Source organism: Vibrio sp. 10N.222.47.A9, assembly GCF_963872585.1.
GTDB classification, from domain to species: Bacteria; Pseudomonadota; Gammaproteobacteria; order Enterobacterales; family Vibrionaceae; genus Vibrio; species Vibrio splendidus.
On sequence record NZ_CAWNBB010000029.1, the window covers coordinates 25,054 to 46,403 of the forward strand.

Below are 21,350 nucleotides of genomic sequence, written 5' to 3' on the forward strand. Positions count from 1 at the left end.
AGCCAATTTACATCACGGTTTTATCGATATTGGATACTAATCTGGCGTGATGAGTTCACTATTATTTCTATATTATGTTTACGAAAACAATAGAGATTAGTAATGAACGAATTTATTCACTTAAAGAGTAAAAATCATAGTTTGATCATTAAATCAGGACGTGTTCCAGAGGTTTTGCATTGGGGGGCAAAGATCGCAAGTATTGATGAAGATCTTCTGCTTTCGACAGAAAGACCGATTTCTCAAGCTCGACTTGATGTGGATGTGCCACTTTCTCTTTGCCCTGAGTTAGGCAGTGGACACTTTAACGCTCCTGGCATTGAAGGTCACAGAGAAGGGCGTGATTGGGCTCCCGTCTTTAAGACCGTTCGTTACGATGCTCAAGATCAAGAGGCGTGTTTTTTCCTTGAAGACAAGGTTGCTCAACTGGATCTTAAGGTAGAGATTAAGCTGGATTTCGAATCTGACGTTGTCCAAAAACGTGTGACAGTCACCAATAAAGGCAGCAACAAATACTACTTGAACAAGCTTTCTTCAACGCTGCCATTGCCGAATCATGCTAACGATCTTATGACGTTCCATGGTCGTTGGTGTCATGAATTCCAAACTCAGCGTCAGCGCTTTGAACATGGTGGCTTCATGCAAGAAAACCGTCGTGGTCGTACTTCACATGAAAACTTCCCTGGCATGTTTGCAGGCACTCAAGGGTTCTCCGAGCAACATGGTTTGGTATGGGGATTTCATTTGGGCTGGAGCGGTAACCACCAAATGCGCGCCGATGTTCGTAGCGATGGTCGCCGCTTTGTTCAAGCGGGTGAGTTGTTGCTTGCAGGCGAATCCATTCTGGAATCTCAAGCAAGCTACCAAACACCTTGGCTGTTCGGCTGTTACAGCAACTCAGGTTTAAATGGTATCGCGCAACGCTTTCAACAATTTGTTCGCGACAACATTATTCAATTCCCAACCGATAAACCTCGTCCCGTTCATTTGAATACATGGGAAGGGATCTATTTTGATCACAAGCCTGACTACATCATGAAGATGGCAACGGAAGCGGGCGTGATGGGCGTTGAACGTTTCATTATTGATGATGGTTGGTTTGTGGGCCGTGATGGTGAACGTACCGCACTGGGCGACTGGTATTTGGATGAGGTGAAATATCCAAATGGCTTAGAGCCTGTGATTGAACATGTAAACCAACAGGGTATGGAGTTTGGCCTTTGGGTTGAACCTGAGATGGTAAGCCAAGATTCTAATCTTTACCGAAATCACCCTGATTGGGTGCTTGGTTTACAAGGGTATCATCAACCATCTGGTCGTTGGCAGTACGTGTTAGACCTACAAAATGAAGCGTGTTTTAACTATTTGTATGAACGCCTCAATGCGCTTTTGACTCGATACAACATCACTTACCTTAAGTGGGACATGAACCGAGAGTTGGTTCAACCTGGGCATCAAGGTAAAGCTGCGGTGCATGGTCAGACTAAAGCGCTATACCGTCTTGTTGATGAGTTAAATCGAGCGCACCCAGAAGTCGAGATTGAATCTTGCTCTTCAGGTGGTGGTCGTATCGATTTTGAAATTCTAAAACGAACCCATCGTTTCTGGGCATCAGATTGTAATGATGCCTTAGAACGCCAAGCCATTCAGAAAGGCATGAGTTACTTCTTCCCACCAGAAGTGATGGGGGCGCACATCGGCCCAGCAGAATGCCACTCAACCAACCGTCGTCATAGCATCAATATGCGTGGTGTAACCGCACTCATGGGGCACATGGGTGTTGAGCTTGACCCTGTTAAAGAGTCACCGGAAGAGAAACAAGCATTCTCACATTACATCTCACTGCATAAGCAATTTCGTCATGTTTTGCATTCTGGTCGTAGTTTCCGAATGGATCCTTCGGACAAAAATCAGAATATTTATGGCGTTGAAAATGACGATGAAATGCTGATCACCGTGTGCCAATTAGCGATGCCTGAATATGCTCTGCCTTCGCCACTTCGTATTAGCTGTGTGGAAGACAACGCGATGTATCAAGTGAAGTTAGTGGACATGCCAAAAACCAGTTTCCAGTTGATGAAACAGCGCCCCCAATGGCTCGACAAAACGTTGACCCTGAGTGGCGATAACCTCAAGGAAATTGGATTGACCTTACCGATTCTAGACCCAGAGTCAGCCTTGATTGTTCATCTGAAAAAGATATGAAGCGCTAACTCTGAGTACCCCTACAAATAAAATTCTAAATATAAAAATATAATCGGCAGCGAGGAATTGCTGCCGCAATAACTAAACTTAAGGAAAACAAAATGTCTATTACAGTTCTGCTGTCATTCTTGTTATTTACTGGTTTTGTTGTCGCGTTTACCTACAACAAAGTTAAAAATGACAAGAACACCTCACAAGACGGTTTCTTTCTTGGCGGAAGAAGCTTAACCGGTGGTTTGATTGCCAGCTCCCTAATTTTAACCAACTTGAGCGCGACTAGCTTTGTTGGCATGAGTGCACAAGCTTATACCCACAACATGAGTGTCATGGGGTGGGAAGTGGCCTCTGGTGTCACTTTGGTGATCATCGCTTTGATGTTGGTACCGCGTTACCTGAAGCAAGGGATAACGACGATTCCAGACTTCTTAGAGAGCCGTTACGACATGTCGGTGAAAAAGTTTGTGACGTTACTTTTCTTGTGCCAGTACGTCATCAATATCTTGCCAACCACACTTTATGCCGGTGCCGTTGTTTTGGGGGAGATCTTTGATGTTCAAGCTCTGCTAAATATTTCAGAGTTTAGTTCAATAGCCCTTATTTCGGCGACGATTGGTCTACTTGGCTTCTTTTACGCGATTTATGGCGGCCTAAAAGCGGTTGTGATTGCGGATACGATTAATGGCGTAGGCCTGATTGTTGGCGGCATGATGATCCCCGTGTTTGGTTTGATGGTGTTGGGCGAGGGCAGCTTTGGTGCTGGCTTGGATATTCTGCTTTATGCAGCGCCAGAGAAACTGCAATCGGTTGGTACAGAGACTGATCCACTGCCGTTCTCAACCTTGTTTACAGGTCTTCTACTTGTGAACCTTTACTACTGGGGTACGGATCAATCAATCATCCAGCGTGCGTTGGGTGCTAAGAACTTAAAAGAAGGTCAGAAAGGGGTGATTCTTGCTGGTGCGATTAAGGTTATCTCTCCGCTGTTCCTAATCATTCCAGGCATCATCGCATTCCACATGTTTGGTGCAGATGCCGGTAATCCAGACACCATGTACACGCGCTTGGTAAACGAAGTTTTGCCTAAGCCGTTGGTTGGCTTCTTTGTCGCGGTTATGTTTGGTGCCATCCTAAGTACATTTAATGGTGTGCTTAACAGTTCGACCACTCTATTTGCATTGAATGTCTACAAGCCTTTGTTTGGTCAAGGAAAAACGGACGAAGAGCTGGTGGGTAAAGGACGTATCTTTGGCGTTGTGATCGCGATTATCTCGGTATGTATCGCACCATTCATCATGTACGCACCAGAAGGTTTGTTCCAGTACCTACAAATGGTAGCTGGCTTCTTCAGTGTGCCAATCTTCACTATCGTGTTTGTGGGTTACATCTCTAAACGTGTGCCAGCTCTAGCGGCTAAAGTGGCATTGGTGGTATTTGTAAGTTCATACGCTGCGATGCAGTTAGTGTTCAAAACACCTATTCACTTCTTACACCAATTGGCGATTCTGTTTGTTGTATGTACAGCGCTGATGTTCATCATTGGCTACTTTATGCCACGTGAAGATGATTATGTGATGCCTGTGAATGAAAACATTGATGTTACGCCTTGGGCATTCCGTTTCGAAGCTTCGGCTATCATTCTCTACATGGTATTAGGTGCTTACGTGATGTTCTCTGATGTTGGTTTTGTCTCGGATGATCCAACCATCATGCAGGTGTACGGTGTGTGCGGCATTGTAATGTTAGTCGGTATTTTTGGCCGATTAGCAAAGCGTAAGAAAGCGCTTGAAGCTGCCGCATAACCTCCACTGAGCCTGCTATTCGTTCTTTTAAAATGAGCTTGATAAGTAAAAGGATCATAGTAGGCCAATAACTAAAAAGGCATCTCAATTGTAATGAATGAGATGCCTAACATATTGTTTTTATGATTGGTTATTGTCTGACTACTGACTACTGACTACTGACTACTGACTACTTACAAATTTACAAAGAAAAACGAGTCCATTTCTTCGCTCGCCAGCGACGAACCATGATCAATCCGCGGAACCATTCGTCCATCGCGATTGCCATCCAAGCACCAAATACGCCATAACCCCAATGCACACCAAGTAAATAACTCATCGCAACGCCAATGCCCCACATACTGAGAATGCCCATTTTGATAGGGAACTTAATATCGCCTGCGGCTTTTAAGCAAGAAATGAAAATTAGGTTAAACACGCGACCAGCTTCTAATAGTATCGAGCCTGCGATGAGTGCGGCAGTCAGTGCGATGATCTCTGGGTCTTGAGTGAATAAATCCAAAATCTCGAATCGGAAAATATAGACCACGCAGGTAATGGTGATAGAGGCGATAAAGCCTACTACAAAGTATCGTTGTACACGGTTGGCTATCTCATCTATCCAACCTTTACCAATGTAATAACCCGTTTGGATTTGGCTACCTTGGCCGATGGCTAAGGCAAAGGCAAAAGAGAGACGTGCGATGTTTTGTGCGTAAGTAAACGCGGCCAGTGAAGACGTTCCCATCTGCACCACAAAGAAGGTAATGCTGATCTGCGCCATGTTGTAAGAGAGTACTTCTCCAGCATTCATAGAGCCGATCTTCATGATTTTTTGATAGATAGCTTTAGGCACAGATTTGAACTGTTTCATCGGTAGGTCAATGCCTTTGTTTCTTACGACACCGATTAAGATCAATAAGCCGATCATTTGGCTAATGACTGTCGCCGTTGCAACCCCTTGTACGCCGTACACTGGCAACCCGAAAGGTTGGTAAAGTGCGCAGTAGTTGCCGAAGATGTTGATAACACCTGCAATCATGTTGATGACCATCGGTGATTTTGAATAGCCATGGCTGCGTAGAATCGTGGTGAGAACGACACCTATCGTGACATTAAAGGTGAGAGCACCACTGATAAACAGATACTCTTGAGCGTACTGTTCGACTTGAGCTTCCAGCTGGTAGAGCGGAATAAAATATTCAGCACCAAGAATTGCAATAATACTGAGTAACACACCGGTAATAATGGCCAAGATAATGCTCGCCACGCCCACATGAGCGCTCTCTTGAGTGCGAGAGGCACCGTTATATTGTGCGATTAGGATGCCTGTACCGCTGCTGACCATGGTCGAGACAATGATCAGGAAAAAAGATATCTGAGAAATAACACCAACGGCAGACACGGCTTTGTCTGAGTACCCCGATAACATGAATACATCACTGGTGTTGAGTGCGGTTCTTAGAAGAACTTCGATAAAAATTGGCCAGGTGAGCGCAACGATTCCCATGCGTTTATTTAGGGTGGAATCAGCATTAGGCATTTGGGTTTTCTCAGAAAGGGGTAAGCGACACTATAGTTTAGCCATTATTGAGTAAACGACTATCAAATTAATGTCCGGATAGCTATTAAGGGTAAATAAAGTTCGAATAAGCCTTCAGAGGCCAACATTTAGGTGTGAGTTATGAAACTTTTGAGAGATGTTTCATAAGGTAAAGAGGAAGAAAGTGGAAGCGTTTAACTACTTAAAAGTAGCACAAGAAATGAGTTTGAAATGAAGTGGTAAAGCTAGCGACATCGAGCTAGCTCTACCGTTTTTAAAGCCTAGTTAATACGCTGACCTTCAGCATCAAACAGATGGCAATCTTTTGATGCGAAATTTAAATTGAGAGACTGATAGCGTGCGACTTCCTGATCGCCAGGTAGGTGGACCTTAAAGCTATCAACGCCACATGATTGGCCAAACATATAAGTGCTGTTGCCAAGCCTTTCTACGACCTCGCTCTGGAACTCAATCGTGATATCTGACTCGCCATTGATCTCCAAATGTTCTGGTCGAATACCAAGAGTCAATTTTTGTCCTTCGGCAAGGCCATCACTTGGCAATGGTAGAGTCATTTTATTAAGTCCATTGACGGTCAGTTGGGCATGAGTTTCTGAGGTGCTGTTCACGATACACGGTAAGAAGTTCATTTTCGGAGAGCCAATAAAGCCAGCCACAAACTCATTTTGTGGAGAATGATACAGTTCGAGAGGTGACCCCACTTGTTCTACTCGACCGTCTCTTAGTACCACGATCTTGTCAGCAAGCGTCATTGCTTCGACCTGATCGTGCGTGACATAAATCATGGTATTTTGCAGATCTTGGTGCAGTTTGGCGATTTGTAAGCGCATATCGACACGAAGTTCAGCATCTAAGTTTGATAAAGGCTCGTCGAATAAGAACACTCTTGGGTTGCGAACAATTGCTCGACCGATAGCAACACGCTGACGTTGTCCACCTGACAGTTCTTTAGGTTTACGCTTCAATAAAGGATCTAGTTGAAGCGTTTTCGCTGCACTCGTGACTTGTTTCTCGACGACTTCTTTAGCTACCCCGTTCATTTTCAGGCCAAAGCCCATGTTTTCTTCAACCGTCATATGCGGATAAAGGGCGTAGGACTGGAATACCATCGCCACACCACGCTCGGCAGGATCGACATCGTTAACCAGATCATCGCCAATATGGATCTCACCTTCAGTAATCTCTTCCAAGCCAGCAACTAAGCGTAAGAGAGTTGATTTACCGCAACCAGACGGTCCAACGAATACTACGAATTCGCCGTTACTTATTTCTAGATCAACACCATGGATCGTTTGAACATCACCATATCGTTTGATGACCTGTTTTAAGCTGATATCAGCCATGCTCTCTCCTTGCTTCGTTGGACTGCATCTCTTTGCCTTTAAAACATACGCTTTCATCAGAAATTTGTTAGGTGCCTCGCATGATTTATTGATCGTGGTCATATAAATTTGGCGATCTATACTGATTTTTGTGGAAACGTTTACAAAAATAAAACATAACTGTGCGCAATGTTATCAATAAGCCTAATATTTGAACGTAATTACTATAAATGCTGCGTTGCTCGATTAAATTTAGAAACCTAGGTGGAAATTAATCAAATAGTAAATGAAGCTTTTAATACAAGGAATTTCGGGAAATGGAGCAATCTGTGAAAACGATATACCCAGAAAATCGCATCCCATCGGCGAAAAAGAAAAGGCGCATTAGTTCTAAGGTGTCGCCTTGGCTGTTCTTGGCGCCAGCCATCGCTATCTTCTCTCTCTATGTTATCTACCCCATCTTGGACAGTATCTGGCTGAGCTTCTTTGAGTGGGATGGGTTAGGCGAAAAAGAGTGGGTGGGGCTTGAGAACTATCGTGAGCTTTTTGACTCAGATGCTTTTTATACTTCGTTAACGAATAACTTCCTTTGGTTGATCTTCTTTATGCTTGCGCCACCGTGTGGCTTGGCGATTGCCCTTTTCTTAAACCAACAAGTGAAAGGCATTCGTGTCGTAAAATCCTTATTCTTTTTCCCCTTTGTTATTTCTCAAGTGGTGGTCGGCCTAGTATTTTCTTGGTTTTATGACCCGTCATTTGGTCTTTTCAATATGGTATTGGGTACCTTCGGTTTTGAGCCCGTTTCAATACTCGCTGACGAAGACTATGTTACCTACGGGATCATTGCCGCTGGCCTATGGCCACAAATTTCTTACTGCATGATCTTGTATCTCACGGGGTTGAACAACCTCGACCCAGAGCAATTAGAAGCGGCGCGACTGGATGGTGCAAAGAAGTGGCGCATGCTCTGGTATGTGGTGTTGCCTCAACTAAGACCTGCGACGTTTATTGCCGTGGTCGTGACCGTGATAGGTGCCCTGCGTTCTTTCGATTTAGTGGCAACCATGACGGCGGGTGGACCTTGGGGCAGCTCGACGGTACTGGCGTATCAAATGTATGAAGAGTCTATCTTTAACTATCGAATGGGTTACGGTGCAGCGGTTTCTGTGGTGCTGTTTCTGATTATGGATATCTATATCGCTTATTTCTTGTGGCGCATGTTAAGGAGTGAAAAATAATGTTTCCGCAACCAATTCAAAAAGCCGGTCGCTTTACTAATATCAGCTACCGAGTGGCGTTACCTATCTCGATCGTGATGTGGTTGTTACCGCTTATCGCCGTGATGATGACGTCAATTCGTTCAATGGATGACATCAACAAAGGTAATTACTGGGGCTGGCCGAGTGAGATTCAGTTTATTGAGAACTACACCCAAGTTTTTACCTCGACCTCAATGGGGCAGTACCTAATCAATAGCTTGATCATCACACTGCCAGCGGTCGCAGGGGCTGTCGCACTCTCGACTCTGGCTGGGTATGCCTTGGCGAAATACAACTTCAAAGCCAACGTTTGGATATTTGCGATGTTTATTGCGGGCAACTTTGTTCCGTTCCAAATTTTGATGATTCCAGTGCGTGATTTAACGATTGGACTTGGCCTTTACGATACCCATTGGGCGCTGATTTTCTTCCATATCGCTTTTCAAGCCGGATTTTGTACCTTGTTCATGCGTAACTTTATCGTCGGGATCCCAGATGCCTTGATCGAAGCGGCGCGTGTGGAGGGAGTCAGCGAATGGAAAATATTCTGGCATGTCGTACTGCCTTTGGTTCGCCCAGCTTTAGCGGCGTTAGCCGTGTTGGTGTTTACCTTTATTTGGAACGATTTCTTCTGGGCTCTAGTACTGGTTCAGAGTGATGACGTTCGTCCTGTAACTGCGGGTTTGAGCTCACTGCAAGGCCAATGGCTGGCGTCTTGGCAGTTTATGTCGGCGGGTGCAGTGGTTGCGGCTATCCCACCGGTAGTACTGTTTTTTACCATGCAAAAGCACTTTATCGCAGGTCTGACATTAGGTGCGACCAAAGGGTAAATAACGAGATAAGAATCGATACACGAACCTAGCAATATCGGCTGTTATAAGCCGTTATTGCTACCGACATCCCGAATGGATGAATCATTGAAGAGAAACTAAAACACGAACAACCCTACGAGAGAAAACAATAAGAATTGGACTTAGAGAGCTTAGCTCCATAACAAGGACCTCAATATGAAATACGTGAAACATATCGCTGCCTCTGCAGTGCTCGCTGCCTCCATGTCTGCAACATCGTTTGCTGGCACCTTAGTCATCAACTCTGATGCTTCTGATCCAGCGCCGAAAGAGGCGTGGGGTGAGATCATTAACCGCTTTGAAAAAGAAAACCCAGATATTACGGTTAAGTACAATTTGTACGATCACGAGTCGTACAAAACAACGATTCGTAATTGGTTGGTCACTTCGCCGCCGGACGTGGTTTTTTGGTATGCGGGTAACCGAATGAAAGCCTTTGTTGACCGCGGCCTGTTTGAAGATGTGAGTGATATTTGGACTGACAACAACATGAAGCAAGACTTCGCGTCAGCCGCACCTGCAATGACGGTAAATGGCAAGCAATTTGGTGTGCCATACACGTATTACCAATGGGGTATCTACTACCGAAAAGACATCTTTGAACAGTATGGAATTGCTGAACCTAAAACATGGGATGATCTGAAATCGGCATCGGCAACGCTGAAAGAAAATGGTGTAGCACCGTTTGCGATTGGTACTAAGTACTTGTGGACTGCTGCGGGTTGGTTTGATTACATCAACATGCGTACCAACGGCTTGGATTTCCATATTCAGTTGATGGAAGGCAAGGTGCCTTATTCTGACGAACGTGTGAAGAAAACCTTCGCGAACTGGGCTGAGCTTGTTGAGCCTGGTTACTATCTAGAAAATCACGCCTCCTATTCTTGGCAAGAAGCTCAACCTTTCTTGTACAACGGTAAAGCGGCGATGTACCTGATGGGTAACTTCATCACGCCTAACTTCCCTGCTGAGTTAGATGGCAAGATGGATTTCTTCCAATTCCCTGTGATCGATCCAAGTGTTCCTATGTCTGAAGATGCGCCTATGGATACGCTACACATTCCTTCAAAAGCGAAAAATAAGGAAGATGCACGTAAGTTCTTAGAGTTTGTTGCTCGCGCTGAAAACCAACAGCTGATCAATGAGATGCTGTTACAAATTCCGACCAACAATAAAGCCAAAGCCAAGTCTGATCCGTTCTTAGATAAAGGTGTAGCAATGCTCGCTTCTACCGATGGTACGGCTCAGTTCTATGACCGTGATACCGATCCTGCGATGGCCAAAGAGGGCATGAAAGGTTTCCAAGAGTTTATGGTTCACCCTGACCGAATCGAAAAAATCTTAAAGAAACTCGATAAGGTGAGCAAGCGTACCTTTAAGTAATACGTTATCTGCCGCAGCGACTCTTGCTGCGGCGCTTTTCCTTTTCAGTTTGTCATTGCCAGTGTTATTTGATTAGTGTTCGTCGTTTTGAGCACAAGAGGCACCCAATACAACCTGCCTAGTACTACTTGCAATGATTCACTATATTCGGTTTATCGTAAGGAACACTCAATGAGAACTTTCTCTCAAATCATCTCTGCCCGTGAATGGGAAAGCCAACACATCACTCATCATAACGTTGTTGAGGCTCATGCTCCTTTGAATGGTTACACCTCGTTGGCTGAGGCTGTGGGGAAGAGCTCGTCACGCACCTTGTCTCTCAATGGGGTTTGGAAGTTTCAGCTGTTCGATTCGCCTGAGTTGGTCAGCGAAGATTTTGTCTCTGAACATTTTGATGATTCCTCATGGAAGTCGATCTCAGTGCCAAGCAACTGGCAGATGCAAGGCTTTGATAAACCGATCTATACCAATGTGAAATATCCTTTCGCTGATAACCCTCCCTTCGTCCCTAGCGATAATCCGACAGGGCTCTACCGAACGCATTTTAACTGCACGGAACCGGAGCTATTAGATACCCATAGGCTGACCTTCGGTGGCGTGAATTCTGCATTTCATTTGTGGTGCAACGGCAAGTGGGTTGGTTATTCGCAAGACAGTCGATTACCGGCGGAATTTGATGTATCTGAATACTTGCAAGTGGGTGAGAACAGGCTCGCAGTCATGGTGCTGCGTTGGTCTGATGGTTCCTATCTTGAAGACCAAGATATGTGGTGGCTCAGTGGCATCTTCCGTGATGTGACTTTATTGAGAAAGCCCAAGGTCACAATCGAGGATGTTGGTATTGAGACGCAGCTAGATGCTTGCTATCGCGATGCTGTTTTAAATATTTCTACGAAAATAACCAAGCACAGCAATGATATAGAAGTCTGCGATAAGCTGAGAGCTGAACTTTATGATGCTCAAGGACAGTTGGTTTGTGAACCTCAAATCGTGGGCTTTGGTGAGCGAATTGTGGATGAGAAAGGGCCTTGGTCTGAAGTCGCTGAACACCGTATTTCAGTGGTGAACCCGAACAAGTGGAGTGCCGAATCACCTTATCTGTATCGTTGTGTGGTGTCATTGCTCAATGAACATGATGAGCTTGTCGATTGTGAGGCTTACGATGTCGGATTTCGATGTGTTGAAATTACCGATAGTTTGCTCAAAGTTAACGGTAAGCCGTTGCTGATTCGTGGTGTGAATCGCCATGAACATCACCCTGAATTGGGTCACACCATGACTCGTGAAGGGATGATTCAAGACATCAAACTGCTCAAACAAAATAACTTCAATGCCGTTAGAACCGCTCATTATCCGAATCACCCATTATGGTATGAACTGTGTGATGAGTATGGCCTGTATCTGGTAGATGAAGCGAATGTGGAAACCCATGGTCAGTTTCCGATGTGTCGACTGTCTAATGATTCGTCGTGGTTGAATGCGTACATGAGACGAATGACAAGGTTAGTGGAGCGCGATAAAAACCACGCCAGCGTGATCATTTGGTCGTTGGGTAATGAGTCGGGGATTGGTCGTAATCACCATGCGATGTATCAATGGGTGAAACAAACTGATCGAACACGCCCGGTTCAGTATGAAGGTGGCGGGGCAGATACAGCAGCGACCGATATCTTGTGCCCAATGTATGCGCGTGTTGATTGGGATTTACCTGTTGTTGAGAGTCAACCTGAAGTGACACCTCGCGTGGGTATTCGCAAAGCGATCGCTCTGCCAAACGAGCAACGTCCTCTGATTCTCTGTGAGTACGCCCATGCAATGGGGAACAGTCTGGGTAGCTTTGATAAATACTGGCAGGCGTTTAGAGACAACCTAAGATTACAGGGCGGATTTATCTGGGATTGGGTCGATCAAGGGATCACCAAAACCGATTCGATCGGCAAACAGTACTGGGGATACGGTGGTGATTTCAGCGACGATATTAATGACCGCCAGTTCTGCATTAATGGTTTGGTATTCCCAGACCGAACGGTTCATCCAACGCTGCATGAAGTGAAAAAGGCGCAACAGTTTTATCTGTTCAAGCTGGTTTCCGCATCACCACTGGTGATTGAGGTACACAGCGAACACCTATTTGTGACCAGCAGGGTTGAAACGTTGAATTGGACGGTTACCCAGAATGGTGTGGTGACGAGCGGTGGTTGTATCGAATTGATGGTTGGTGCGGGCGAGAGTGTTCAGATAGAGCTTAATGGTGTGACTATTCCTCATACGGCCAATGCGCTTAATTACCTCAATCTTGAAGTAGTATTAAATGCCAATACTGCGTGGGCGAATAAAGGTCATGTGACGGCGATTGAACAGCTGACCTTACCCACTCAGCCGCAATTGATGTTGGATGCCAACCTCTCTCAATTTCCACCGAAAGTGACTGAAACCGACGCGCTGCTGACGGTGAGTGGTGATGCTTATCAAGTTGAGTTCGACAAATTATCTGGGACATTAGAGAGCTGGAAAATCAAAGGGGTGGAACAGCTTGCGAGTGGTCTTCGAGATAACTTTTATCGTGCACCATTAGACAACGATATCGGTGTCAGTGAAGCAAACCGCGTCGACCCCAATTCATGGATAGCACGCTGGCAGGCGATGAGGTTGGATAGACTCACTCCAGAGTGTATCGAATTTTCATCCATCACTCAGAAAAACGGGGTGTCGGTGACGGCAATCATTGCTCACACAGTGGAAGGGCAGGTTCGTTTGTTGTCGACTTGGCGGTACCAATTATTTACCGATGGTGAGGTTAAGTTAGATGTGGATGTTCAAGCGGCGAAAGGTTTGCCGTCTCTGCCACGAGTCGGTTTTGAGTTTGCTTTGAACCATGTGCCTGATGGGGTGGAATGGTTTGGTCGTGGGCCACACGAAAACTACCCAGATCGAAAAATGTCAGCCCATATGGGGCGATATCAGCAGAACATTGAACAAATGCATACCCCGTATATTTTCCCTTCTGATTGCGGCTTGCGTTGTGATGTTCGTGAGGCAAAAGTGGGATCATTTGAACTGCAAGGAGACTTCTATTTCTCAGTCAGTCGTTTTGGGTTACAGCAGCTACAGAAGGCAAAACATACTTGTGATTTAACCGAACAAGAACAGCTGTTTGTTTATGTGGATGGCTTCCATATGGGGGTTGGCGGTGACGACTCATGGACGCCAAGTGTCCATGATGAATACAAACTATTGAAAGAGCATTACCATTATCAGGTGCGCTTCTATTGTGGTGAGAACGGTCAAGGTACAGCGAATAGAGTAAAAGGATCATAGTAGGCCAAATAGTTTAAATGCTTGTTTATTCGATTATTTGGCTTCAGATATAAAAAAGGCACTCAACATAACGCTGAGTGCCAAAGCCTGAAATTTGTTAATTCGCAGTATCTTATTGAACCGGTGTATTAATGAATCTCAGAGGACAGGTAAAAAGGTTCGATTTACTCTGCGTCAGTAAAGAAATCGTTGTAAAGCATGTACAAGTGAGCCGCACTCCAAGAGAAGTTTGGTGCGCCTTGTTGTTCGCCGGTTAGTGGGTTGTAGTTTTCACGGATTGGACCGTCTTGAACTAATCCATCGGCGTGGTCAAAGAACGCACCTGCCATTTCAATCGCATCGTCACGGTAGCCGTAGCTATCCATGCCTTTTAGGCCGAAGTAGAATTGATCTACCCATACACGTCCACGCCAGTAAATGTCTGGGCCAAATGCAGGGCTAGAAAGCGCTGCTGTGCCTAGTGGAACGTAGGTATTGAACTCTTCTGTATCTTTCATTACAGAGACAACTGCATCAGCGTTAGCTTGAGTGGCAGCAGCATTGAACAATGGTGACCAACCTTCAGGGCCTTTACCACGCTCTACAATCGGTTTACCTGCACAGCCATTCGCTAGTGGTTTGTCTTCGATACGAATGTCGTAGAAGAAGTTAGTGCCTTCGTCGAACATACAAGTGTTGATGTAGTTCGATAGGTGTTCAGCCTTTTCACGGAACTCTTTCGCTTCTGCGTCTTTACCAAGAATGTCAGCCATTTCTGCTAGGTACTTGTTATCGCTGTACATATAGCTTGCTTGGTCGACAGATTCTTGCAGTAGTGAGTAGCCCAGTAGCGTGCCATCTTTAGCGCGGTTTTGAGCGAACTCAACATCCCAATCGCTGCGCTTGCCGCCATTCGCTACATACGCGTCTAGCTGGTCTTTATCGATGAAACCAAATGCGGCTGCATCATCACGACCTGACTCCCAAGACGCGGCAGTTTGTGCTGGGCTTTCGATGTAATCGTAGTTACCTTCAGCAATCACTTTATCCAGTGCAGCTTGGCCTATAATTGTCTCGTGCTTATCGCCACGAACCACGGTGAAGTACATTTCCCCTTCAGGTGTGTTGTGTGCTTTGTCGCGTGCTGCGCCGTACTCTGGAACACCGTTACCGTTGTTGTCACGGTTGCGCAGCCACCAATCGTGGTATGCCACGAGTTTTGGATACATCTCTTCGAGCCAAGCTTCATCGCTGGTGGTCTTATAGACTTCCATTACTGCCCATGCTGCTAGGCTTGGTTTGGTATTACGTTCATTCCAGTTACCGCCATCGCCGCCACGTTCTGGACTTAGGTTGTAAGCGAGTAGATCGGGCACGTAACCTTCATCCCAAGGACGAACGGCATCGTCAGCCTGAATTTGGTAAGCGAACATCGCGCGGATGTTATCTTTCGCTACATCTGGGTTGAAGTGAGCCATTGCGTAGGCTTGCTTCCATGTGTCCCACGGCCAAGTTTGGTTGCCCGAGAACCAACGCGCCGTCACGGATGGTGTCACAGAGTCAAACTCCATCGCGCCTGCAGCGCCACGCCAGTTACCGTTTAGGGTTTCCATCGCTTTAACCGCAACACGCTCTTGCTCTGGTGTCGCGTTCGGGTTGGTTAAACCCATCTCAAGATAGCCTTCCCAACGTTCTGCTGATGCCGCTAAGAAGTCGGTAGGGTTTGCCATGATCTTTTTGATTTCAGGCTGTTCCGCTTGCGCTTCTTCTGCCGTTAGAACATGCGAGTATGTGGTGTAGATAGTCGTCGATGCTTCAATGTTTGCCGTTGAAGTAAACGCTAAACCATCAACCGTGGTTTTCGTTGGAATCGACTTGTGAACTTGGTATTCAGACTCACCAGAAGTCAGTAGATCCCATGTCGAACGAACCTTACCGAAGGTCACCTTTAGGCCATCGTCGGTTGCGACGATTTGACGGTCATACTCAGGGTAAGTTTCAGCGATTGTTTTGTCGGTTTGTGCCACGCCTTCTTTGGCGTGCGTCTTTTCTAGCAGTTCACCATCCCACACCAATTCAACCGGTGAGTCGGTAGTGATTTTGGTTTCTAGCAGAGAGGTACGGTTTGAAGCAAAGCGCATCGTCATCTCTACCGTGACATTGTCAGATTTTAGCGTCTGAACCAATGCGCCCGGTAGGCTGTAAGCTTCCATAGTGAAAGCCACTTTTTTGCCGTCTTTGAACACGCTTAGGCGGTCGAAGTTATCAGCCATGAAGTTGATGTATTCTTCGGTAAGCAGTGCTGTACCTGGGAATCCGCCCATGCCTTCTGCACTGTCTGGCAGCAGGTGACCGTGCCATGCACCTAGGTCGAAGAATGGGTTAAAGCGTTGGTGGTCATCGAAGTCGTAGTCACGCATGTATTCAGGTGAGCCAGTACGGTCGATAACGTTCTTAAATTCGTTGGCTTGCAGTTGCTCTGTGTCATAACTTGAGCCAGAGATTGAGTTTGAAGTACAACCAGTAACGACAAGGGCTGCACCGATAGCGAGAGCTGCGAATGATTTATTCAGTTTCATGATCAATTCCTGTTATTACCAGTATAAGTATTGCATTGCGAACACCTGAGCGTCGCCGATTTCAGTGTCGCTGCCTACGCCAAAGCGGCTATCGAAAGCAGTCGCAAACGCGCCGTTGCCGTATTCATACCAAACGCCAGCATTGATGTAAGAGGTGATTTCTTTGTCGCCATTGTCACCGTCAAAGTTTGCGTAGTTGTAGGCTGCAGATAGGTAAACGCCTTGTGCCGCTTCGTACCATGCACTGGTTTGAATACCAGACTCGCTACCGAAAGACTCTTGGTTGCCTTTATCTGTATCGTGCCAAACACGAGTGGCGAAGTTTTTGTACTCAGCACCCAATAGCAATAGTTCACCACCATCGTTGTTACGAACTTCACCACCACCCATTAGGGTTAAGTCGTCGGTCAGATCGTATTGAAGGTAACCATTGACCATGGCGTTCTTATCTTTCCATTGGTCTGCGAAGCTGTCGTATTTACCGAAGTGAACAAGAGCATCGTCTTCCGAGAAGTCAGACTCTGGCGCGAAAGAAACGCTGTAGCGAAGCTCGCCTTCTAGGTTTTGAATCTTCACACCAAGGTGCACGTCTCGCGTGTTTGAGATCGCGTAGCCGTATTCAACCGTAGGGTCACCCCACCATTGAACGTCATCTAATGAAGAGTCCATACGACCAATCATGAATTCTGTTTTGTTATCTGTGCGGTAGCCAGCGTAAAAGCGGTTGAAACCACCTTCAAAGCCGCCCCAGCCGTGGCCCGTTGCCCAAGCATTGCCTTCGTCGTCGGCTTGTACTGTCCAGCCTTCCATATAAGCAAGACCAAACCAATTACCGTGCTCGATAGCCAAGCCAGCTTCAATGTAAGTACCGTCTGCGTAGCGGCCTTTATCATCACCTTCGAGTGCCACGTGACCACCAAGGCCAAGCTCACCATAAAAATTAAATAGGGTTTCAGTTTCTGTCTGAGGAGGCTGAGTATCACTGTGGTTTGCTGCGGATTCTTCCGCGTGGGCAGTGGTACTTAAGGCAGCAAGAATACAGCTTGTAATAAGAGTGTTTTTAGTAAAACTACTTTTCATTTTAATCACTTCTGTGTCGGGTTTATAAATGAAGGTTCGCAAGCAGTTCTGACTTCTAATATGGGGTGCTCTTCAAGGCGTATTGGTCAGGTTACTTACGATCGCAAAACCAATATTAATGATAATTTTGATGTTTAAAATTAATTAAGTTTAAAAGTGTGATCTATTTTTAGTAAATATTTACTTTGTTTTTATTTTGACTTTCAGTTGAATTTGCAGAGGTATGGCTAGGGTTGTAAGTATTCGGGAGGTGAATTGTTTGATGGGTGGTTAGATTGTTGGTTCGAATGTTTTGATTCTTGAATGGCTTTGATTTAATCGAGATGGTTAGTGGAAATGTACCGACAAATAAAAAGGCACTCACCAAATGCGAGTGCCTGAAGTTTAAATGTGAGTGCAGGGAAAACTAAGCGTTCGCCGGTTCAGGTTTTGCTTCTAGTTTTTTCTCTTCTGGAGATAAGCTTTTTTCATATTTGCCGTACTTCCACCACGCGTAGCCAAGGAAGATAACAATCCCGCCCACGTTGTAGAAGATGATGGTCATGATGTCAGCACCTGTTGGGAAGGTTGACGCAAAGAAGCCAACAGTGAAAATGCCGATCAGAATCGAGACCACGGTAATGCCTGTCATACGTGAGCCCATTCTGAAATCACGAGGTAAGTGATCCAACTTCAAACGTAAATTAAGGTACGCGATCATGATGAATAGCGGTGGCAACATCGATGCTGCAGCTGTCATGTTGATAATGGTACTCATCAGATCTTGAACCGTATCGGACGCTAGTGTCGGAATGAACATCAGTGGAATCACAATCAAGAACTGAATCCAAGCCGCACGCTCTGGAACGCCTTGTTTGTTTAGAGCGACCGTTTTCTCACCGAAGATACCTTTAGGGATTTCAGAGAAGAAAATCTTAACGGGTGTCGCTGTCCACATCAGTAGAGAGCCCAGCATCGCCGTGAATGAAACCACGCCCACAAAGCGATTCATCAAAATTTCAGATAACCCAAAGTGTCGTGCTAGCCCTTCGAATACCTGCACTGAGCCGCCAGTAAATTTAAGCTCTTCTCGCGACACAAACACGTTTGCTAGTACTGAACCCACCGAGTAAAGCGCACCAATGAAGATACCGGCAATGATGATCACTTTAACGAAAGACTTGTGACCACCTTTGATGTCATTAACGTAAACCGCTACCGATTCTGCACCGCCAGCCGCCATGAAGATCCAAGTGATTACCCCAAGGAATGCCCAGTTAAAGCTTGGTGTCATCGCTTCAATGGTGATTGGGTCTGCTGGCTCGATACCACCGATCAAAGCACCGCCAGACAACAAGATGTAAGACATTGTTAGCAACAACATAAGCGACGATGTTAGTGAGGTGATGGGGCCTAGTAGTTTCGCGCCATTGTTTGAAATGTGCGTAGCAATCGCAAATAAAATGGTACTGAGGATCGCCGTGGTGATTGGCGTGAATATGTACTCAAACCCTAAGAACGCATACGACGCATAAGCGATGATTCTAGGCAGCAGAGAGGTGAAGAAGAACAGGTTAACAAACCAGTAGGTATAAGCCGAAATAAACGCCCAGCGGCCGCCTAGAGAGCTTTTAACCCAAGAATAAACGCCCGCTTCAGAGTTTTTATTCAGTGACACAAACTCTGCGACGATCAAACAAAAAGGCACAAAGTAAAAGATGGTGGCTAGAAAGAACATCGGTGCCGAGGAAAGGCCTATCTCGATGTTGTTGTTAATGATGTTGTTGAAGCTGTATACCGCCGCGAAGGTCATAGACAGTAGGGCAAACTTGCCTATCGTACTGCGTTTATTTTCGGACATGATGTTCTCCGGTGAATCACGTTGATGATCGTTATAACTTGGTCCTAGAGAGGGAGGCTCTAGGCCGCACTTTTATTGTTATGTTTGTTTGGCAAACACCCGCTTTGTTTTGTCAGGGTTGGCTCATTGTTGTTTTTATAGATTTACGATCGGACTTCTTAGTGCTTTTCTTTCCTCTTTTTCAGTAAAGTTATTACCAAAACAAAGAGTTAAAGGTTAAGAGGTTCATCAAAGAGATTGTTTGTTTCATAAACGACGATTTGTAAGGCTTGTAGGGGCTTTTTGTCGTTTTTAAATATGAACTCGTTCGTCTCTTCAGCAAGAAGATTAAAGATTAAGCGGCGGGAAGTTAATCAAAATTGATCAAATGTGTGACCTTGAGTAAATAAATTTAGTTAATGTTTTACCTTTGTTTTTGTTCGGGTTTTATTACGATTTAATTAACGTTTTTCGTGAAGTAAATCCTTGACGGAATGGCGTTTTTATTTTCGGGTGTTGGTTTTTAATTATCTGATTTAAAACAAAAAAGCGCCGTGACAGGCGCTTTTTAAATTGGTTCTAATGCTGCTAAGTATTACGATTGTTTAGCCGCTTCTAGCTTTGCATCTTTACCTGCCTGCTTTTTTTCAAAGCGAGAGATCCACCACCAAGCAATAGCTGAGAATACAGCCGTCATAAATACGTTGACGAAGAACGCTTGCATTAAGTCAACACCCGTTGGGAATGCTGATGCCGTCATGCTTACAACAAAGATACCGATAAGTACTGACACCACAGACATACCTTGAACTCGAGTACCCATGCGGAAGTCACGTGGTGTATCGTCATGCTTCAAGCGGAATACAAAGTACGCCACCATAATGAAGATAGGCGGTAACATTGCGGTACCTGCTGTTAGGTTGATTGCTGTGTTCATCATGTCTTGTACAGACTCAGAACCGAAGCCGTTAACCACTAGCATTAGGAATACGAAAGCGAATTGCCACCATGCTGCGCGAACAGGCACGCCGTGCTCGTTAAGCTCAGTCGTTTTCTCACCGTAAACACCTTTAGGGATTTCAGAGAAGTGAATTTTTACTGGCGCTGCTGTCCACATCATCATCGAACCGAACATAGCGACGAACAGAATGATACCGACGAAGCGACCCGTTAGAGATTGTGAAATGTCGAAGTAGTTCGCCATACCAGTGAAGATTTCAACCATGCCGCCAGCATAAGTTAATTCGTCACGAGCAACGAATACGTTCACTAATAGAGAACCGACTGCGTACATGATACCGATAGCGATACCCGCGCTGATGATCACCTTGATGAAAGACTTATGACCACCTTTAACATCGTTTAGGTAAGCGGCTGCGGTTTCTGCACCACCGGCTGCTTGGAAGATCCAACACATAATGCCTAACGTTGCCCAGTTGATGGTTGGTGTCATGGCTTCAAGCGTGATTGGCTCTACCGGCTCATGGTTACCACCGAGTGCCATCATTGCACCGATAACGTAAACCGCGAACAGTGCAAATACACCGTATGCAACGATCTCTGCAATTTTGCCTAACCAGCTCGCCCCTTTGGTCGAGATGTGTGTCGCTGCTGCAAACAGACCTATTGAGATTGCCGAAGTCACTATCGGAGAGAAGGCGTACTCGTAGCCAAGCATCGCGTAAGACGCGTATGCGATAACGTTGGGCAGCAATGATACAAACCAGAATAGGTTCACGAACCAATAGAGGAATGAACCTAAGTAGGCCGCTTTTGAACCCAGCGGTTGTTTAAGCCAGTCATACATGCCTGACTCAGAATTTTTATTTGCAGATACGAATTCAGCAATAATGAACACGAATGGAATGAAGTAAATAAGAGTGGCAAGCAAAAAGATAGGGGCTGAACTCAATCCCAATTCGATGTTGTTATTTACGATGTTGCGAACGTTAAATACCGCTGCAAATGTCATGGAGAGTAAGGCAAATTTACCTAACTTACCGCGTACAGATTCAGACATAGTGTCCTCCGAGGAATCACATAATTATAGCCGTTATTTCTCTAGGCTACTTTGTAGGGAAGGAGCAGAGAGGCTTTATGCAGTGTGACTGAGCCTTGAACGGCAAGCCTCAGTACACACTGTGAATAGATCTTGTTGTTGCTGCTTTCGGCTGTTTAGCTTCAGCAGCTTGGCTTCGGTTACTTATTTAGTT

The 21,350-nt window shown here is 45.5% G+C and carries 12 protein-coding genes; 6 read left to right on the top strand and 6 right to left on the bottom strand.

The genetic code is table 11. The features are described 5' to 3' along the window. Positions 1–102: 102 nt before the first annotated feature. Positions 103–2,205 (top strand): alpha-galactosidase, encoded by a 2,103-nt coding sequence (locus AACT19_RS07500; protein ID WP_076645918.1) that lies wholly within the window; start codon positions 103–105, stop codon positions 2,203–2,205. Positions 2,206–2,306: 101 nt separating this feature from the next. After that, entirely contained in the window at positions 2,307–4,004 is a 1,698-nt protein-coding gene (locus AACT19_RS07505) for a solute:sodium symporter family transporter (protein ID WP_017080747.1), read from the top strand. A gap of 181 nt (positions 4,005–4,185) precedes the next feature. Here the strand turns inward: AACT19_RS07505 and AACT19_RS07510 are convergent, their stop codons facing one another. Then, positions 4,186–5,526, bottom strand: coding sequence for an MATE family efflux transporter (locus tag AACT19_RS07510; protein ID WP_076645919.1), 1,341 nt, complete (start codon positions 5,524–5,526; stop codon positions 4,186–4,188). 281 nt (positions 5,527–5,807) lie between these two features. Further along, entirely contained in the window at positions 5,808–6,890 is a 1,083-nt protein-coding gene (locus AACT19_RS07515) for an ABC transporter ATP-binding protein (protein WP_017087456.1), read from the bottom strand. Between the two features lie 296 nt (positions 6,891–7,186). On the opposite strand from AACT19_RS07515, the gene AACT19_RS07520 reads away from it, so the two are divergent. The 4 genes from AACT19_RS07520 (at position 7,187) to AACT19_RS07535 (ending at position 13,680) form a co-directional block, all read left to right on the top strand. Then, the gene (locus AACT19_RS07520) at positions 7,187–8,107 is read left to right on the top strand and encodes a carbohydrate ABC transporter permease (protein ID WP_017080042.1); all 921 of its coding nucleotides are present in this window, start codon (positions 7,187–7,189) and stop codon (positions 8,105–8,107) included. After that, positions 8,107–8,958, top strand: coding sequence for a carbohydrate ABC transporter permease (locus tag AACT19_RS07525; protein WP_004734435.1), 852 nt, complete (start codon positions 8,107–8,109; stop codon positions 8,956–8,958). Before AACT19_RS07520 ends, AACT19_RS07525 begins: the two co-directional genes overlap by 1 nt. Before the next feature lie 177 nt (positions 8,959–9,135). After that, on the top strand, positions 9,136–10,362 hold the full coding sequence (locus AACT19_RS07530; RefSeq protein WP_017095501.1) for an ABC transporter substrate-binding protein: 1,227 nt from the start codon (positions 9,136–9,138) through the stop codon (positions 10,360–10,362). Between the two features lie 171 nt (positions 10,363–10,533). After that, positions 10,534–13,680 carry a beta-galactosidase gene (locus AACT19_RS07535; RefSeq protein WP_076645920.1) on the top strand — a complete coding sequence of 1,049 codons (3,147 nt, stop codon included), beginning with the start codon at positions 10,534–10,536 and terminating at the stop codon, positions 13,678–13,680. Between the two features lie 164 nt (positions 13,681–13,844). Here the strand turns inward: AACT19_RS07535 and ygjK are convergent, their stop codons facing one another. The 4 genes from ygjK to AACT19_RS07555 form a co-directional block, all read right to left on the bottom strand. Continuing rightward, positions 13,845–16,238: an alpha-glucosidase gene (gene ygjK, locus AACT19_RS07540; RefSeq protein ID WP_076645921.1), complete on the bottom strand. Its 2,394-nt coding sequence runs from the start codon at positions 16,236–16,238 to the stop codon at positions 13,845–13,847. A 15-nt stretch (positions 16,239–16,253) separates the two neighbouring features. After that, entirely contained in the window at positions 16,254–17,318 is a 1,065-nt protein-coding gene (gene ygjJ, locus AACT19_RS07545; RefSeq protein WP_076645922.1) for a protein YgjJ, read from the bottom strand. A gap of 406 nt (positions 17,319–17,724) precedes the next feature. Further along, positions 17,725–19,158 (bottom strand): amino acid permease, encoded by a 1,434-nt coding sequence (locus AACT19_RS07550; protein WP_017080740.1) that lies wholly within the window; start codon positions 19,156–19,158, stop codon positions 17,725–17,727. 574 nt (positions 19,159–19,732) lie between these two features. After that, complete coding sequence (locus AACT19_RS07555) at positions 19,733–21,157, bottom strand: amino acid permease (protein ID WP_004734429.1); 1,425 nt, start codon at positions 21,155–21,157, stop codon at positions 19,733–19,735. Positions 21,158–21,350: the final 193 nt, after the last annotated feature.

Excerpts from the sequence above, each read along its gene's own strand:
- AACT19_RS07505 (WP_017080747.1), top strand. The coding sequence starts at position 2,307 with ATGTCTATTACAGTTCTGCTGTCATTCTTGTTATTTACTGGTTTTGTT.
- ygjJ (WP_076645922.1), bottom strand. The coding sequence starts at position 17,318 with ATGAAAAGTAGTTTTACTAAAAACACTCTTATTACAAGCTGTATTCTT.
- AACT19_RS07530 (WP_017095501.1), top strand. The coding sequence starts at position 9,136 with ATGAAATACGTGAAACATATCGCTGCCTCTGCAGTGCTCGCTGCCTCC.
- AACT19_RS07500 (WP_076645918.1), top strand. The coding sequence starts at position 103 with ATGAACGAATTTATTCACTTAAAGAGTAAAAATCATAGTTTGATCATT.
- AACT19_RS07550 (WP_017080740.1), bottom strand. The coding sequence starts at position 19,158 with ATGTCCGAAAATAAACGCAGTACGATAGGCAAGTTTGCCCTACTGTCT.
- AACT19_RS07515 (WP_017087456.1), bottom strand. The coding sequence starts at position 6,890 with ATGGCTGATATCAGCTTAAAACAGGTCATCAAACGATATGGTGATGTT.
- AACT19_RS07525 (WP_004734435.1), top strand. The coding sequence starts at position 8,107 with ATGTTTCCGCAACCAATTCAAAAAGCCGGTCGCTTTACTAATATCAGC.
- AACT19_RS07510 (WP_076645919.1), bottom strand. The coding sequence starts at position 5,526 with ATGCCTAATGCTGATTCCACCCTAAATAAACGCATGGGAATCGTTGCG.
- ygjK (WP_076645921.1), bottom strand. The coding sequence starts at position 16,238 with ATGAAACTGAATAAATCATTCGCAGCTCTCGCTATCGGTGCAGCCCTT.
- AACT19_RS07555 (WP_004734429.1), bottom strand. The coding sequence starts at position 21,157 with ATGTCTGAATCTGTACGCGGTAAGTTAGGTAAATTTGCCTTACTCTCC.
- AACT19_RS07520 (WP_017080042.1), top strand. The coding sequence starts at position 7,187 with ATGGAGCAATCTGTGAAAACGATATACCCAGAAAATCGCATCCCATCG.
- AACT19_RS07535 (WP_076645920.1), top strand. The coding sequence starts at position 10,534 with ATGAGAACTTTCTCTCAAATCATCTCTGCCCGTGAATGGGAAAGCCAA.